This window comes from Massilia sp. LXY-5 (assembly GCF_059801075.1).
Map to the genome: position 1 here is coordinate 490,795 of NZ_JBNNEH010000003.1, position 14,738 is coordinate 505,532.

At 64.6% G+C, this 14,738-nt stretch carries 10 protein-coding genes; 9 read left to right on the forward strand and 1 reads right to left on the reverse strand.

Going from position 1 to position 14,738, the window contains the following annotated elements:
* Nucleotides 1–103 precede the first annotated feature (103 nt).
* The gene (locus tag ACI48I_RS11115) at nucleotides 104–2,887 is read right to left on the reverse strand and encodes a TonB-dependent receptor (protein WP_227496561.1); all 2,784 of its coding nucleotides are present in this window, start codon (nucleotides 2,885–2,887) and stop codon (nucleotides 104–106) included.
* 387 nt (nucleotides 2,888–3,274) lie between these two features.
* On the opposite strand from ACI48I_RS11115, the gene ACI48I_RS11120 reads away from it, so the two are divergent.
* From ACI48I_RS11120 to nusA, 9 genes are all read left to right on the forward strand, one after another.
* On the forward strand, nucleotides 3,275–4,213 hold the full coding sequence (locus tag ACI48I_RS11120; RefSeq protein WP_498574202.1) for an ABC transporter permease: 939 nt from the start codon (nucleotides 3,275–3,277) through the stop codon (nucleotides 4,211–4,213).
* Between the two features lie 5 nt (nucleotides 4,214–4,218).
* A complete protein-coding gene (locus tag ACI48I_RS11125; protein WP_498574203.1) occupies nucleotides 4,219–5,223 on the forward strand; it encodes an ABC transporter permease in 1,005 nt (334 codons plus the stop codon).
* On the forward strand, nucleotides 5,220–6,923 hold the full coding sequence (locus tag ACI48I_RS11130) for an ABC transporter ATP-binding protein (RefSeq protein ID WP_498574204.1): 1,704 nt from the start codon (nucleotides 5,220–5,222) through the stop codon (nucleotides 6,921–6,923). Before ACI48I_RS11125 ends, ACI48I_RS11130 begins: the two co-directional genes overlap by 4 nt.
* 35 nt (nucleotides 6,924–6,958) lie before the next feature.
* Nucleotides 6,959–7,936, forward strand: coding sequence for a DedA family protein/thiosulfate sulfurtransferase GlpE (locus ACI48I_RS11135; RefSeq protein WP_498574205.1), 978 nt, complete (start codon nucleotides 6,959–6,961; stop codon nucleotides 7,934–7,936).
* Nucleotides 7,937–8,078: 142 nt separating this feature from the next.
* A complete protein-coding gene (locus tag ACI48I_RS11140; protein WP_498574206.1) occupies nucleotides 8,079–9,092 on the forward strand; it encodes a glucokinase in 1,014 nt (337 codons plus the stop codon).
* A gap of 396 nt (nucleotides 9,093–9,488) precedes the next feature.
* Nucleotides 9,489–10,223 carry an SMC-Scp complex subunit ScpB gene (gene scpB / locus ACI48I_RS11145; RefSeq protein WP_193686844.1) on the forward strand — a complete coding sequence of 245 codons (735 nt, stop codon included), beginning with the start codon at nucleotides 9,489–9,491 and terminating at the stop codon, nucleotides 10,221–10,223.
* Entirely contained in the window at nucleotides 10,210–12,186 is a 1,977-nt protein-coding gene (gene rluB / locus ACI48I_RS11150) for a 23S rRNA pseudouridine(2605) synthase RluB (protein ID WP_498574207.1), read from the forward strand. Before scpB ends, rluB begins: the two co-directional genes overlap by 14 nt.
* A gap of 494 nt (nucleotides 12,187–12,680) precedes the next feature.
* Nucleotides 12,681–13,169, forward strand: coding sequence for a ribosome maturation factor RimP (rimP, locus tag ACI48I_RS11155; protein WP_193686842.1), 489 nt, complete (start codon nucleotides 12,681–12,683; stop codon nucleotides 13,167–13,169).
* Nucleotides 13,166–14,731 (forward strand): transcription termination factor NusA, encoded by a 1,566-nt coding sequence (gene nusA, locus ACI48I_RS11160; protein ID WP_498574208.1) that lies wholly within the window; start codon nucleotides 13,166–13,168, stop codon nucleotides 14,729–14,731. The genes rimP and nusA overlap by 4 nt, the downstream gene beginning before the upstream one ends.
* The last annotated feature ends 7 nt before the right edge of the window (nucleotides 14,732–14,738 follow it).

Here is a 14,738-nt window from a genome sequence, read left to right on the forward strand (position 1 = left end):
GGTCTCCCGCCCACGCGGTGATGGTTGGCAGCGAGATCATCCTGCACGGTAGCGGAGCCGCTATCGATCGCCGCGTGGGCGGCAAAGCCGCCCACCCTACCATTTAGAACTGATAACGCGCGCCCAGCTTGAAGTAGCGGCCGATGGCGCCGCTGGCGTCCATCGGGTTGTAGCTCAGGCCGCCGTAGGTCAGCGGATCGAGCGGTGCCACCTTGTCGAGCACGTTGTTGATCGACGCGAACAGCTGCAGGTTGCGGTTCAGGTTATAGCGCGCCGACAGGTCGAGCGTGGTGAACGAGGCCAGTTTGCAGCCATACGGCGCATCGCTGCCGTTGGCAAACTTCGAAGCGCACAGGTCGCCCGCGAAGGCCACGTTCTGCATGCTGCTGCGGTAGTTGGCCGTTGCCGTCAGGTTGAGCGCGTCACGGTCCCAGGAGGCGACCATGCTGACCTTGTTCTTCGGCGTACCCGCGCAGTTCGAGGTGTCGCAGTTGCCGTGGGTACCGGCGTACTGGTAATGCTTGGTAGCCGACTCGGCGCGTTCCCACGAAGCGATGTGGGTCCAGGTCAGGCCAAGCGTGGCACGGCCGTAATCGCCCATGCGGAAGCGCTGCTTGAGGTCCAGGTCGACACCCTTGACTTCGGTGAAGCTCGAGTTGCGGTACGGAGCGCGCGAGAGCAGCAGGCTGCCGGTGTTCGGCTGCACGACGCCGTTCACCACCAGGTTGTTGTCGCTGCGGATCGCGTCCGGCAGGGCGGCCGCTTCGTTGTACGGCAACGGGTTGATCTCGTCACTGCGCTTGATCTTCCAGGCGTCGAGCGCGAAGCTGGTGTTGGCCAGCGGATCCCAGACCATGCCCAGGGTCACGCCTTTCGAGGTTTCAGGCTTCAGGTTCGGGTTGCCGATCTTGACCGCGCCGACTGCAACCGAGCAATCGGCCAGGGTCGCGCCGCCGGCGGCCGGGACGCCGCCCGGGCAACGGATCGGATCGCGTGCGGTGGCGGTGCCGGTGCTCTGGCTTTCGACGCCCGATTCCGCAGGTCCCGGCGCGCGGAAGCCTTCCGAATAGGTGCCGCGCAGGGCGAAGGTCTGGATCGGGGTCCACTTCACGCCGACTTTCGGCGTGGTCGACGAGAAGTTCTCGTAGCGGTCATAGCGCACCGCGCCGTTCACTTCGACGCCCTTGATGACCGGCGCCACCACCTCGACGAAGACCGCCTTGATGTCCTGGTCGCCGCGCGCGGCCACGTAGGAGGCGTTGATCGAACCGTTTTCGGTGCCCGACAGGGAAGGGTTGTCGAGCTTCTCGCGGCGGTATTCGGCGCCGAAAGCCAGGCCCATGGCGCCACCCGGCAGCTGCATCAGTTCGCGCGAAGCCTTGAAGTCGAGGATGTCGAGGCGCGTGGTCGAGTGCGAGGTCGCATTGCGCGCGATCGCCTGGTACAGCGAGGCCGGGTTGCGGCCGGCCTGGGCGCCGATGTAGTAGGGGAACAGGTTGCTTGCCGGGTTGCCGAGCGCGGCGGCCAGCGCCGGCATGTTCAGCATGTTGCTGTAGTTGAGGTCGAGCTCCGAGCGCGAGTGGACATAGGCGGTGTCGTAGTCCCAGCCCGCCACTTCGCCCTTGACGCCGATGACGGCGCGCATGAAGGCGTTGTCGGCCGAACGGGTCGACGGGCCGACGTCGAAGGCCGAGTAGCGCAGGCGTACCGGCACGCCATACGGGTTCTGCGGGTGGTTCGCCGCCAGCACGATGGCGTTGGCGCCGGTGCCGTAGTTGATGACGCCGGTCGGGAACTGGGCGTTCGGCGGGAAGGCGACCGTCGGCGACACCGATGGCGGAATCAGCGTGAATTCGGTATCGCGGCGCGAATAGCCGGCTTCGGCATACAGTTCGTGGCCGCCCGAGAGGCGCTTGGCGGCGCGGGTGTAGAGGTTGAAGCCGTCGATCTTCGGCTGCATCGAACGGAACTGGTCGTGGTACCAGAGGCAGCCGCCGGCCGGATCCTGGGCGGTCGTCGTCGACAGGGCCGCGCAGCCCGGCAGCGACACGAAGTTGCCGGTCACCGGATCGCGCAGCGCGCCGGTCGGGGTTGGGCTCGACGCGCCAGGGGTGATGAAGCCGCCCGCGAACTGCGTGTTCTGCGGATAGCCCCAGCGGCGCAGGTCGCCGGCGCCGATCCACTTGCGGTCGGCGCGGTCCTTGTTCATGAGCTCCTTGTTGGCATAGCCCTCGATATTGACCAGGACGTTGTAGCCTTCCTGGTCGAGCTTGCCCATGCCCCAGGTCAGCGAGGCCTTGGCCATCTCGCCGTCGTGGTAGCGCGACTGGCCGACTTCGCCCTTGAGCACCATGCCGGTGAAGTCCTTGCGCAGGATGATGTTGACGACGCCGGCGATGGCGTCGGCGCCGTAGGTCGAGGAGGCGCCGTCCTTCAGGATCTCGATGCGCTCGACGGCTTCCATGGGTACGGTGGAGAGGTCGGTGAAGCTTTTCTGGCCGTCGTCGGCGCGCGCGAACGGCGCCATGCGGCGGCCGTTGAGCAGCACCAGGGTCGAGGTCGCGCCCAGGCCGCGCAGCGAGATCGCGGTCGAACCGGCCGCAAAGCCGTTGCCGAAACCGGTCGGCAGGGAGCCCGCGCCGTCAGCGGTCAGGGTCTGCAGGTATTCCGCAACCGTGCCCTTGCCGGACTTGGCCAGGTCATCGCGGGTGACGACCTGCACCGGGGATGCGGTTTCTGCGCTGGCGCGCTTGATGCTCGAGCCGGTCACTTCCACACGGGCGACCGGTACTTCCGGTGTGCCGGAGGTCTGCGCAAAGGCAGGCAGGGCGAACGCGGCGGCGAGGGCCATGGAAACGGCTTGCGACATCATTGTTCTTTTCAACATCTCTACTCCAAAATAGCTACAGAAAATTTCGCAGGATATATGCAGTTTGCATTAAGAAATTGACAAGCATGTCAATCCTACTGAACGCTCATACATATGCCATGCGTATCGTTATAAGGCCGAAAACTAGTCCATTCATTCCCGACCACTTGCATAAAAACATGTAAATACAGCACGGTCAAGGACGCGCACGGTATGCACGACACGGAAACAACAGTCGAGTTCGTCAATCGTGCGGGGCTTGACAGGCGTGCTCCCGAGATATTTGGTGAGGTTTGTGCGGCGCAGCATGACGGACCCGCCCGGCGCATCCGATTTACGCTATCGTTACGCCTTTTGGATATGGCCGAGCGAGTGCAGGGCGCCGGCGGCCGCTGAGGGATTTCCATGCTGGCTTATATTGTGCGGCGGCTGTGGCAGATGCTGCCGACGATGGCGGGCGTCATCGTGCTCGTGTTCCTGCTGTTTAACTGGGTGGGCGGGGATCCGTCCTATCTTCTCGCCGGCAAGATGGCCGATGAGGCGGCGATCGCCAACATCCGCGCCCAGCTCGGCATCGACCAGCCGTATTACGTGCAGCTCGGGATCTTCCTGAAGCAGATCGCGACCTTCGATTTCGGGAATGCCTGGAGCACGGGCGAACCGGTTGCCCACATCATCGCCAGCCGCCTCGGCCCCTCGCTGACGGTGCTGGTGCCGCTGACCATCCTGGAAACCTTTTTCGGCATCGCGCTGGCGCTCGCCATTGCTTTCGTACGCGGCTCGCTCACCGATCGCGCGGTGATGGTCGCCTGCACGGTCGGCATGTCGATCTCGATCCTGGTCTACATCATCGTGTTCCAGTACTTCTTCGCTTACAAGCTGGGCCTGTTCCCGGTGCAGGGCTGGGGCGAGAGCCTGGGCGAGAACCTGCTGCGCTATGCGCTGCTGCCGATCATCATCGGCCTCGCCGTCTCGATCGCGCCGACCCTGCGCCTGTACCGCAGCTTCGTACTCGACGAGGTGCACCAGGATTACGTGCGCACCGCGCGTGCAAAAGGTTTGTCCGAGCGCCGCATCGTCTGGGTCCACGTGCTGCGCAATGCGGCGATCCCGATCATCACCCACGTCATGGCGAACCTGCCGGCGCTGCTGATCGGCGCTTTTCTCCTCGAGCGCTTCTTCGGCATTCCCGGCATCGGGCGCGAAGTCATCCTGGCCGTGGAGCGCAGCGATTTTCCGGTCATCAAGGCCATCACCGTCTATGTGGCGGCCGCGACCATGGTGTTCAACCTGCTGGCCGACCTGCTGTATGGCGCGGTCGACCCGCGCGTGCAATTGAAATGAACGCAATGATGCATCACGAAATTTCTCCCGGCCTGTGGACGCTTGCCTGGCGGCGCCTGCGCGCCGACCGCCTGGCGATGGCGGCACTGGGCGTGGTCGGCGCTTTCATCCTGCTGTTGCTGCTGTCCTCGAGCGGACTGGTCGCCGGCGATTGGGAAGACGAGGTGGCGGTCAATTACGCGCCGCCATCGTTTGTCGGGCCCGACGCCGCCGGCGCCGCATTGGCACGCCCGCAGGCGCCGACGCCGCCGAATGCCTTCGATCCGCTGGCGGCTGAACTCGAGGTCCTCAAGGCCGAGGTGCACGCCGGCCACCCGCCGCGCACGAAAGCGCTGACCCTGCCGTTCGGGGCCGACAAGTGGGGCCATGACATCGTCAAGAAGACCATCAAGGGCGGCGAAACCTCGATCGTGGTGGGGCTCGTCGCCGCCTTTGTCGCGGTCGCGCTGGGGACGCTGTTCGGCGCCCTGTCCGGATTTTTCGGCGGCGTGGTCGACGACGTCTTTAACTGGTTCTACAGTATCTTTACGTCGATTCCGTCGATCCTGATGATCCTGACGGTGGCCGCGGTGCTGCAGCAGAAGGGCGTGCTGACGATCGTGCTGATCCTCGGCCTGACCGGCTGGACCGGACCGTATCGCCTGATCCGCGCCGAATACATCAAGCACAAGGCGCGCGAATACGTGATGGCGGCCGACGCCATCGGCGCCTCGAGCTGGCGCAAGATGTTCTCGCACATTTTCCCGAACGTCTCGCACGTGGCGCTGGTGCAGCTGTCCATCCTGGTCGTCGGCTTCATCAAGGCCGAGGTCATCCTGTCCTTCCTGGGTTTTGGCGTGCCGGTCGGCACCGTGTCCTGGGGCAGCATGCTGAACGAAGCGCAGAACGAACTGATCCTCGGTAAATGGTGGCAGCTGGCCGCCGCGGCCGGGGCCATGGCACTGCTGGTGACGGCGTTTTCCCTGTTCACCGATGCGCTGCGCGATGCGCTCGATCCGAAAATCAAATGAGTCCGAATCCGAATTTGAATAACAGCATGCTTCTCCAGGTGCGCGACCTGCGCATTTCCTTTCGCGTCGACAAGAAGAACACGACCGAGGCGATCAAGGGCATCTCGTTCGACGTGCCGCAGAATGCCACCGTCGCCCTGGTCGGCGAATCGGGCAGCGGCAAGTCGGTCAGCTCGCTGGCCGTGATGGGTTTGCTGCCGCCGGAGACGACGCTCATCGAACCCGGTTCCAGCGTGCTGTTCAATGGGCGCGAGCTCTTGCACCTGCCCATCGCCGAGCGCCGCAAGCTCTGCGGCAAGGACATCGCGATGATCTTCCAGGAGCCGATGTCCTCGCTCAATCCGGTGTTCACGGTGGGCTTCCAGATCGGCGAAGTGCTGCGCCGGCACATGGGCATGAGCAAGAAGGAAGCGCGCGCCCGCACCCTGGAACTGCTGGAAGAAGTCGGCATTCCCGACCCGGCCAACAAGATCGACGCCTATCCGAGCCAGATGTCGGGCGGGCAGCAGCAGCGCGTGATGATCGCGATGGCCATTGCCTGCGAACCGAAGCTGCTGATCGCCGACGAGCCGACGACGGCGCTCGACGTGACGATCCAGAAGCAGATCATGGAACTGATCGCGGCCCTGCAGAAGAAGCACCGCATGTCGGTTCTGTTTATCACCCACGACCTCGGACTGGTCGGAGAAATTGCCGACCGCGTGATCGTGATGCGCCATGGCGAAGTGCGGGAAGAGGGCAGTGCGACGCAAGTATTCGGCGCCCCGCGCGATGCCTATACGCGCGCCCTGCTGCATTGCCGGCCGACGCTCGACAGCCGTCCGGTGCGCCTGCCCGTGATCGACGATTATTTAAGCGGACGCAGCGATCCCCTGGCCGAGCTGCCGCAGCGTGCGCGCGGCTATGCGGCGGACGACGAGAACCTGCTGGTGGTGAACAATCTCGCCAAAAGCTTTACGCTGCGCGAAGGCTTGTTCGGCAAGCGGGTCTTCCACGCCGTGAAAGACGTGTCGTTCACGCTCCCGCGCGGTAAAACCCTGGGCGTGGTCGGCGAATCCGGTTCCGGCAAGACCACGGTCGGCTTGACCCTGCTGCGCCTGCACCGCGCCACCGGCGGCAGTGCCCGGTTCGACGGGCGCGACCTGTTCGCGCTGTCGGAGCGCGAGTATGCGGCCTATAAACGGCGTATCCAGATCATCTTCCAGAATCCATACGCGTCCCTGAATCCCCGCTTTACGGTCGGCCAGATCCTGCTGGAACCGATGCGCATCCACGGCATCGGCGAGGACGACCGCGAGCGCACCAACACCGTGCATGCCTTGCTGGAGCGGGTCGGCTTGCCGGCGCAAGCCTTCCACCGCTATCCGCACGAGTTTTCCGGCGGCCAGCGCCAGCGCATCGCCATTGCCCGCTGCCTGACGATGAAGCCGGAAATCCTCGTCTGCGACGAATCGGTATCGGCCCTCGACGTCTCGGTCCAGGCGCAAGTGCTGAATTTGCTGCAGGACCTGCAGGACGAGTACAAGCTGAGCTATATCTTCATCTCGCACGATTTATCGGTGGTGCGCTATATCGCCGACCGGGTGATGGTGATGCACCATGGCAGCGTGGTCGAGATGGCGGATTCGGACGAGCTGTACCGCAACCCGCAGCATCCGTACACGCGCTCGCTGCTGGGGGCGATTCCCCGTCTGACCTGAGGGCCAAAAGCGTTGCGAAAAAGCCGGTGTCGCCGATGCGAAAAGGCGATTTGGGCTACCATGACCGGATGTCCCAGCTCTCGCTCCTGATCCAGCACTACGGCGTCTTCCTCGTCTTCGGCACGGTGCTGCTGGAGCAGTTCGGCCTGCCGATCCCCGCTTTCCCGGTGCTGGTGCTGGCCGGTGCGATGGCGGTCGACGGCGGCGCCAGCTGGCAGTTGTGCCTGGCCGCTGTGTTGCTCGCCTGCCTGATCTGCGATTATTTCTGGTTCCGCGCCGGACGTTATTACGGCAAGCGCGTGCTGCGCTTGCTGTGCCGGATTTCCCTCTCTCCCGATTCCTGCGTCAACCAGACCGAAGACCGCTTCCGGCGCTACGGCCCGAAATCCCTGCTCGTTTCGAAATTCGTGCCCGGCTTCAATACGATCGCCGCGCCGATGTCGGGTGCGCTGGGCACCGGCACCCGCGCCTTCCTCGGCTTTTCCGCGAGCGGCGCGCTGCTCTGGGGCGGGACCGGCATCGCCCTTGGGGCGGTCTTCCACGACAGCGTCGACGGCGTGCTGGCGGCGCTGGAAACCATGGGCAGCGCGGCGCTGATGGTGCTGGGCGGCCTGCTGGCGCTGTTCATCGTCTATAAATATGTGGAGCGGCGCCGGTACCGCGCCTCGCTCGCCATCCCGCGCATCGCCATCGCTGAACTGCAGGCGCTGATGGAAGGCGGGCACGATCCGCTCATCATCGATGCGCGCAGCAGCACCGCCCAGGAACTCGAAGCGGCGATCCCGGGCGCGCTGCTGTACAACAGTTGCGAGCCCGGCCAGTTGATGGCCAGCCTCGACAAGGACCGGCATATCGTCGTCTATTGCAGCTGCCCGAACGACGTAACGGCGGCCCAGGTGGCCAAGGAATTCCTGGCCAACGGCTTTCACCGGGCGCGTCCGCTGCATGGCGGGCTCGATGCCTGGCATGCGCATCAGGCACAGGCGCCAGAGTCGCGCCCGGCCGCGGCTTGAGGAACTAACGTAGTCGTACTACTTATGCTGGTGCGGTAATCCGGTCACTCCCTGCTCAATCCTGTACCTAAACTACAAAATCTTCTTGTAAGTCAGCAAAGAAATCCAGTAAGCTTGGACATCCCCAGCCTTATGTCCCGCAATGACTGCTTCTCTGCCTGCCGACCTTGCTTCCCCCGCCGCTCCCTTCGATAGCGCACGCCTGCTGGCCGACGTCGGCGGCACCAATGCACGCTTCGCGCTCGAGCGTGCGCCGGGGCAGTTCGAGGCGGTGCAGGTACTTGCCTGCGGCGACCATGCGAGCTTTGCCGACGCCATGCGCGCCTACCTCGCTTCGCCCGCGGTGGCGGCCTGCGGCAAGGTAGCCCATGCGGCGGTGGCGATCGCCAATCCGGTCGATGGCGACCAGATCCGCATGACCAACCACCACTGGCAATTCTCGATCGAGGCCGTGCGCCGCGAAGTCGGGCTCGACACGCTGCTGGTGGTCAACGATTTCTATGCGCTGGCGCGCTCGCTGCCACATCTGCAGGAGAGCGACAAGGTGCAAGTCGGCGGCGGCCTGCCGCGTGCGGGGGCGCCACTGGGCCTGCTCGGCGCCGGCACCGGCCTCGGCGTGTCCGGCCTGATCCCGTTTGGCGACAGCTGGACGGCCTTGTCGAGCGAAGGCGGGCATGTGACGTTTTCGCCGGCCAACGAACTCGAAGTGGCAGTGCTGCAATACGCATGGCGCGAGTTCGAGCATGTCTCGGCGGAACGCTTCCTGTCGGGCGCCGGCGTCGAGCTGATCCATCGCGCGCTGGCGCATGTGCAGGACCGCCCGGCCGAGGAATTGTCGGCACCGGAAATTTCGCGCCGCGCGCTGGCGGGGGAATGCGCGCTCTCGATCCAGGTACTCGACGTCTTCTGCGGCATGCTCGGCACCGTCGCCGGCAATCTTGCCGTTACGCTCGGTGCCCAAGGCGGCGTCTACATCGGCGGCGGCATCGTGCCGCGCCTGGGCGAACGCTTTGCCAGCTCGCCTTTCCGCAGCCGCTTCGAACAGAAGGGCCGCTTCGCTTCCTACCTGGCCCAGGTACCCACCTACGTGATCACTGCCGAATATCCGGCTTTCCTTGGCGTGTCCGCCGTTTTGGCCGAAAAACTGTCAGCTTGAAGCCAAAGCGGGCGCGCACCCCTTGCGCAAGTGGCCCTTCCTGTGTTTTATCGGTTACAATGGCCCGCAGTTGGAAGAAACGACGTCGATTGTCGTCATGACGTGCCCACCGAGCCGAGCCTCGAAGCCGCATGCAAAATCCGCGTTTCGCTAGATAATCACCTGTAGGTTGACCGCCTGGCACGCGGACAGCCGGTGGTGGGTCCTGTCCCGCCACCGTACTATCGCCCGCCGCGTCCAAGCGCGGGCCTTGATTCCTGTAGAGAAGCACGACTGCGCGAGCAGTACCTCGAACCGCGTCGGCGATAGGGCCTGCGCTGCGCCGTATCCGGCCAGCCGGTGCCCGTCGGACGCGTATTTGTTTGAACCTTTGGCGCGAGCCTGACGACATCGAGAATGAAGACTGATGAGGCCAAGCGGGTCCTCGAGACCGCCTTGCTGTGCGCGCGCGAGCCGATGTCGCTGCACGGCATGAAGAAGCTGTTTGCCGATGTCGACGCCAACGGGCGCGTCCTCGGCATCGGCGTCGGGGCCGACACCATCAAGCTTCTGCTCGAGGAACTCCGCCACGACTGGCAGGACCGCGGCATCGAGATTGTCAGCCTGGCCTCGGGCTGGCGCTTCCAGAGCCGTCCGGAGATGAAGGTGTATCTCGACCGCATCACGCCGGAAAAGCCGCCGAAGTATTCGCGCGCCACGCTCGAGACGCTGGCGATCATTGCCTACCGCCAGCCGGTCACGCGCGGCGACATCGAGGAAATCCGCGGCGTCGCGGTGAACTCGCAGACGATCAAGATGCTGGAAGACCGCGGCTGGATCGACGTCGTCGGCCACCGCGAAGTGGTTGGACGGCCAGCCCTGCTGGGGACGACGAAGCAATTCCTCGACGACCTCGGCCTGGCATCGCTGGGGCAATTGCCTCCGCTTGACAGCATTGCCGACGCCCAGGACGGGCGCAGCCTGGAGGCGCTGGAAGCGGCGCTGCAGCAGAATTTTGACAAGGCGGACGCACAGGCGGACGCCGAAGAAGAACAAGTTACTTCACCCGTTGAAGTCCCGATACACGACCCGCAACCGGCCTACGGCGTGGACAGGGTCAACAACAACGAAACGAACGATGAATCCAACTGACACCGACATCACACCTGCCGAACCGGGCAAGGACGAAGCGGCCAAGCCGAAGCGCCGCACCAAAGCTGCTGCTCCAGCTGCCGCAGCCGCGCCTGCCGCCGACGCTGCGCCTGCGGCCGAGAAGCCGAAGCGCCGCACCAAGGCGGCTATTGCGGCCGAGGCCGCAGCGCCCGTGAGCGCGCAAGCGCCTGCGCCAGGCGCCGCAGCGGCCGCCGCGCCGGCGACTGCACCGACCGCCGATCCTGCGCCGGCGCGCGTCTCCGTACGCAAGCCACGTGCCGCCAAGGCCAAGCCGGCCGAGGCGCCGGCCCCGGCGATGGAAACCTGGCCGCAGCCGGCCGCCGCGTCGGCCCCTGCGGCCGACAACATGGCTGCTGCCGACGCGCCGCGCCAGGAACAAGCTAAAGGCGACGGCCAGCGCAAGCCGCGCGGTCCGCGCCAGATGCGCGAACAGCGCGCCAGCCGCGAAGCACGCCAGCCGGCCGCCGCAGCGGCCGCCGCGCCTGAGGCACCGGCAGCCGACGCGCCGCAAGCGCAGGGCGAGCAGGGCGCCGCCGCCGAGCAGCCGCGCCGCGAGCAGCAGCGCCAGGCCAAGGGCAAAGGCAAGAACGGCAAAGGCGGTGGTGCACAGGCCGGCCAGCGCAATGCGCAGCAGGGGCAGCAAGGCCAGCAGAATCCGCGCGGCCAGGGCGGCAAGCCGAACGGCAAGGGCAAGCCGGGCGCCAAGCCGAACGACGCCGACGCCGTCTTCTCGTTTGTCACCTCGGACGCCTTCGACGCCAACGAAGGCGGCCGTGGCCAGCCTGCGAAGCAGGTGCGCCGCGACCTGACCGCCGACGACGATGCGCCGAAGCTGCACAAGGTGCTGGCCGAAGCCGGTCTCGGTTCGCGCCGCGACATGGAAGACCTGATCGTCGCCGGCCGCGTGTCGGTGAACGGCGAGCCGGCCCACATCGGCCAGCGCATCCTGCCGACCGACGCCGTGCGCATCAACGGCAAGCTGATCCAGCGCCGCGTCACCAGCAGCAAGCCGCCGCGCGTGCTGGTGTACCACAAGCCGGCCGGAGAAATTGTCAGCCATGACGATCCGGAAGGCCGTCCATCGGTGTTCGACCGCCTGCCGACCATGAAGACCGGCAAGTGGCTGGCCGTGGGCCGCCTCGACTTCAACACCGAAGGCCTGCTGCTGTTTACGACCTCGGGCGACCTGGCGAACCGCCTGATGCACCCGCGTTACAACATCGACCGCGAATACGCCGTGCGGACGCTGGGCGTGCTGGAAGAGGGCATGCGCCAGAAGCTGCTGGCCGGCGTCGAACTCGACGACGGCCTGGCGAACTTCACCAAGATCGCCGACGGCGGCGGCGAAGGCATCAACAAGTGGTACCGCGTTGTCATCGGCGAAGGCCGCAACCGCGAAGTGCGCCGCATGTTCGAGGCGGTCGGCCTGACTGTCTCGCGCCTGATCCGTACCCGCTACGGCGCGATGACGCTGCCGTCGGGCCTGAAGCGCGGCCGCTGGGAAGAGCTGGAAGAAAACGACGTGCGCAGCTTCATGTCGGCCTTCGGGATCGAGAAGAAGGGCGGCGCCGGCGCCGACAGCAAGGGCAAGGGCGGCCAGCCGGCCGATCCACGCCGCTCCGACGGTAACCGCATCGACCGTGCCGACGCGAATCGCAACGTCGACCCGTTCGGTCCGCCGGTGGCGCGCGTCGGCGTCCCGCCGCGCGGCGGCCAGGCACCCGTGGGCCGTCCTGCGGGCGGCAAGGGCCGGGGCGGCAACGCCGGCGGCTTTGGCGGCAATGCGTCGGGCCGTCCGAACAGTGGCGGCAGCAGCCGTCCGAAGCAGCCCGATCCGTTGCAGACCACCTTCGGCTTTGCCGGCACCGGTGGCGGCCGTCGCGGCGGCCAGGGTCCGCGCGGGTCCGAGCACGGTCTGCCGCGCCGCGGACGCCGGGGTTAAGCTGTACGCCGCCGCCCGATGAAGAACGCGGCGGTGGCGTAACGTAGGGGTCATTGAAGCCAAAGCTTCAATGACGGCTTCATCGGGCTCTCGAGCCCACGCGTTTCAGCGCTTGAACCGCGGCGCTGTGTCCTCATATAGGGTATCCGGTAATAATGCTGCGTCTGCTCAACCGGTCCGAACGCGTGGGCACGAGTGCCCACCCTACGTCAGGCACCCTGTCGTGGTGAAAGCGGACCCGCGTGGGTTCTTGTGTTCCCGATATCAGCTGTTTTCGCTTTAATATCGTGCGCGGCCGTTGTTTGCTTGCTCATAAAATGGTATGTCGATTGCAGCGTGCCCTCGAATACGTTATAATTTGCAGCCTAATCGAAGTCCTTCCCCAGTATTAATTTGGTGCAAGTGCTTTCATCTGGTTGGGTTGTAAATACAAAAGATGGGCAGATGCCCATTTTTTTTTTGGTAAAACGTTTTAACGCCCTTGGAGAAGTGTCGTGCAGCAGTTTGATTTGATCGCCAAGACAGTCGGTGGCCTCGGCTACGACCTCGTTGATGTCGAGCGGGGCGAGCGCGGGGTCCTGCGCGTGTTTATCGATTTCCCGGCTGCAGTCGCGGAAGAGAAGGGCTTGATTACCGTCGAGGATTGCGCAACGGTGAGTCACCAGTTGTCGCACGTGCTGACGGTGGAGAACGTCGATTACGAACGTCTCGAGATTTCGTCGCCCGGGCTGGACCGCCCGGTGCGCACCCTGGCCGATTTCGAGCGCTTCGCCGGCCATGAATGCACGGTGAAGCTGCGCGTCGCCATGCCGGGCACCGCGAACCGGAAGACCTATACGGGCATCCTGGTCGCGCCGGAAGGCGACAAGATCGGTCTGGAATTTGAAGGCAAAGATGGGCCGGCGTTGTTGGAATTTACGCTGGCCGAATTGGACAAGGCACGTTTGGTGCCGCAGGTGGATTTTAGGAGTCGCAAAGCATGAGTCGCGAAATTTTGTTATTGGTTGATGCGCTTGCGCGCGAAAAAAACGTCGATAAGGAAGTGGTGTTCGGGGCGCTCGAGTTCGCCCTGGCCCAGGCCACCAAAAAACGCTATGAAGGCGAGGTCGACATTCGCGTGAGCATCGATCGCGACACGGGCGAGTTCGAAACTTTCCGCCGCTGGCACGTCGTGCCCGACGAGGCCGGCCTGCAACTGCCGGACCAGGAAATCCTGCACTTCGAAGCAAAAGAACAGATTCCGGACATCGAAGTCGACGAATACATCGAAGAGCCGGTGGAATCGGTCGACTTCGGCCGCCGCTTCGCCCAGGACACCAAGCAAGTCGTCCTGCAGCGCGTGCGTGATGCCGAGCGCGAGCAGATCCTGCAAGACTTCCTCGAGCGCGGCGATTCGCTGGTGACCGGCACCATCAAGCGCATGGAACGCGGCGATGCGATCGTCGAGTCGGGCAAGATCGAAGCGCGCCTGCCGCGCGACCAGATGATCCCGAAGGAAAACCTGCGTATCGGCGACCGCGTCCGTGCCTACATTCTTCGCGTGGACCGCAACATGCGCGGCCCGCAGGTGATCCTGTCGCGCACCGCGCCGGAATTCATCATGAAGCTGTTCGAACTGGAAGTGCCGGAAATCGAGCAGGGCCTGCTGGAAATTAAATCGGCTGCCCGCGACGCCGGCGTGCGCGCCAAGATCGCCGTCTTCACCAGCGACAAGCGCATCGACCCGATCGGTACCTGCGTCGGCATGCGCGGTTCGCGCGTCCAGGCAGTGACCGGCGAACTCGGCGGCGAGCGCGTCGACATCGTGCTGTGGTCGGACGATCCGGCCCAGTTCGTCATCGGCGCCCTGGCGCCGGCGAACGTGTCGTCGATCATGGTCGACGAAGAAAAGCACGCGATGGACGTCGTGGTCGACGAAGAGAACCTGGCGATCGCGATCGGCCGCTCGGGCCAGAACGTGCGCCTGGCCTCGGAACTGACCGGCTGGAAGATCAACATCATGACGGCCGAGGAATCGGCCAACAAGGTGGCCCAGGAAACGGCAACGATTCGTACGCTGTTCATGGAAAAGCTGGACGTCGACCAGGAAGTGGCCGACATCCTCGTCGAAGAAGGTTTCTCGAGCCTGGAAGAAATCGCCTACGTGCCGATTTCGGAAATGCTGGAAATCGAATCCTTCGACGAAGAGACCGTCAACGAACTGCGTACCCGTGCCCGCGACGCCCTGGTGACCGAGGCGATTGCCTCGGAAGAAGGTCTCGAGGGTATGGAAGAGGAACTGGTCAACCTCGAAGGCATGGACCGTACGACTGCCGGCAAGCTCGGTCTCGCAGGTATCAAGACGGTGGAAGCATTTGCCGGCCTGGCCTACGACGAATTCGGCGCGATCCTGGCCCTGTCGTCGGACCGCGCACGTGAACTGATCAAGAATGAATTTAATGATGTGACCGACGATGAGATGAAGCTGGTCGACAGTAAATATGATGACCGCGTCAAGGCGCTGCAGGCGAAAGCCTGGAGCCTGGCAGAAACGGCCAAGGCATAATTTGCAA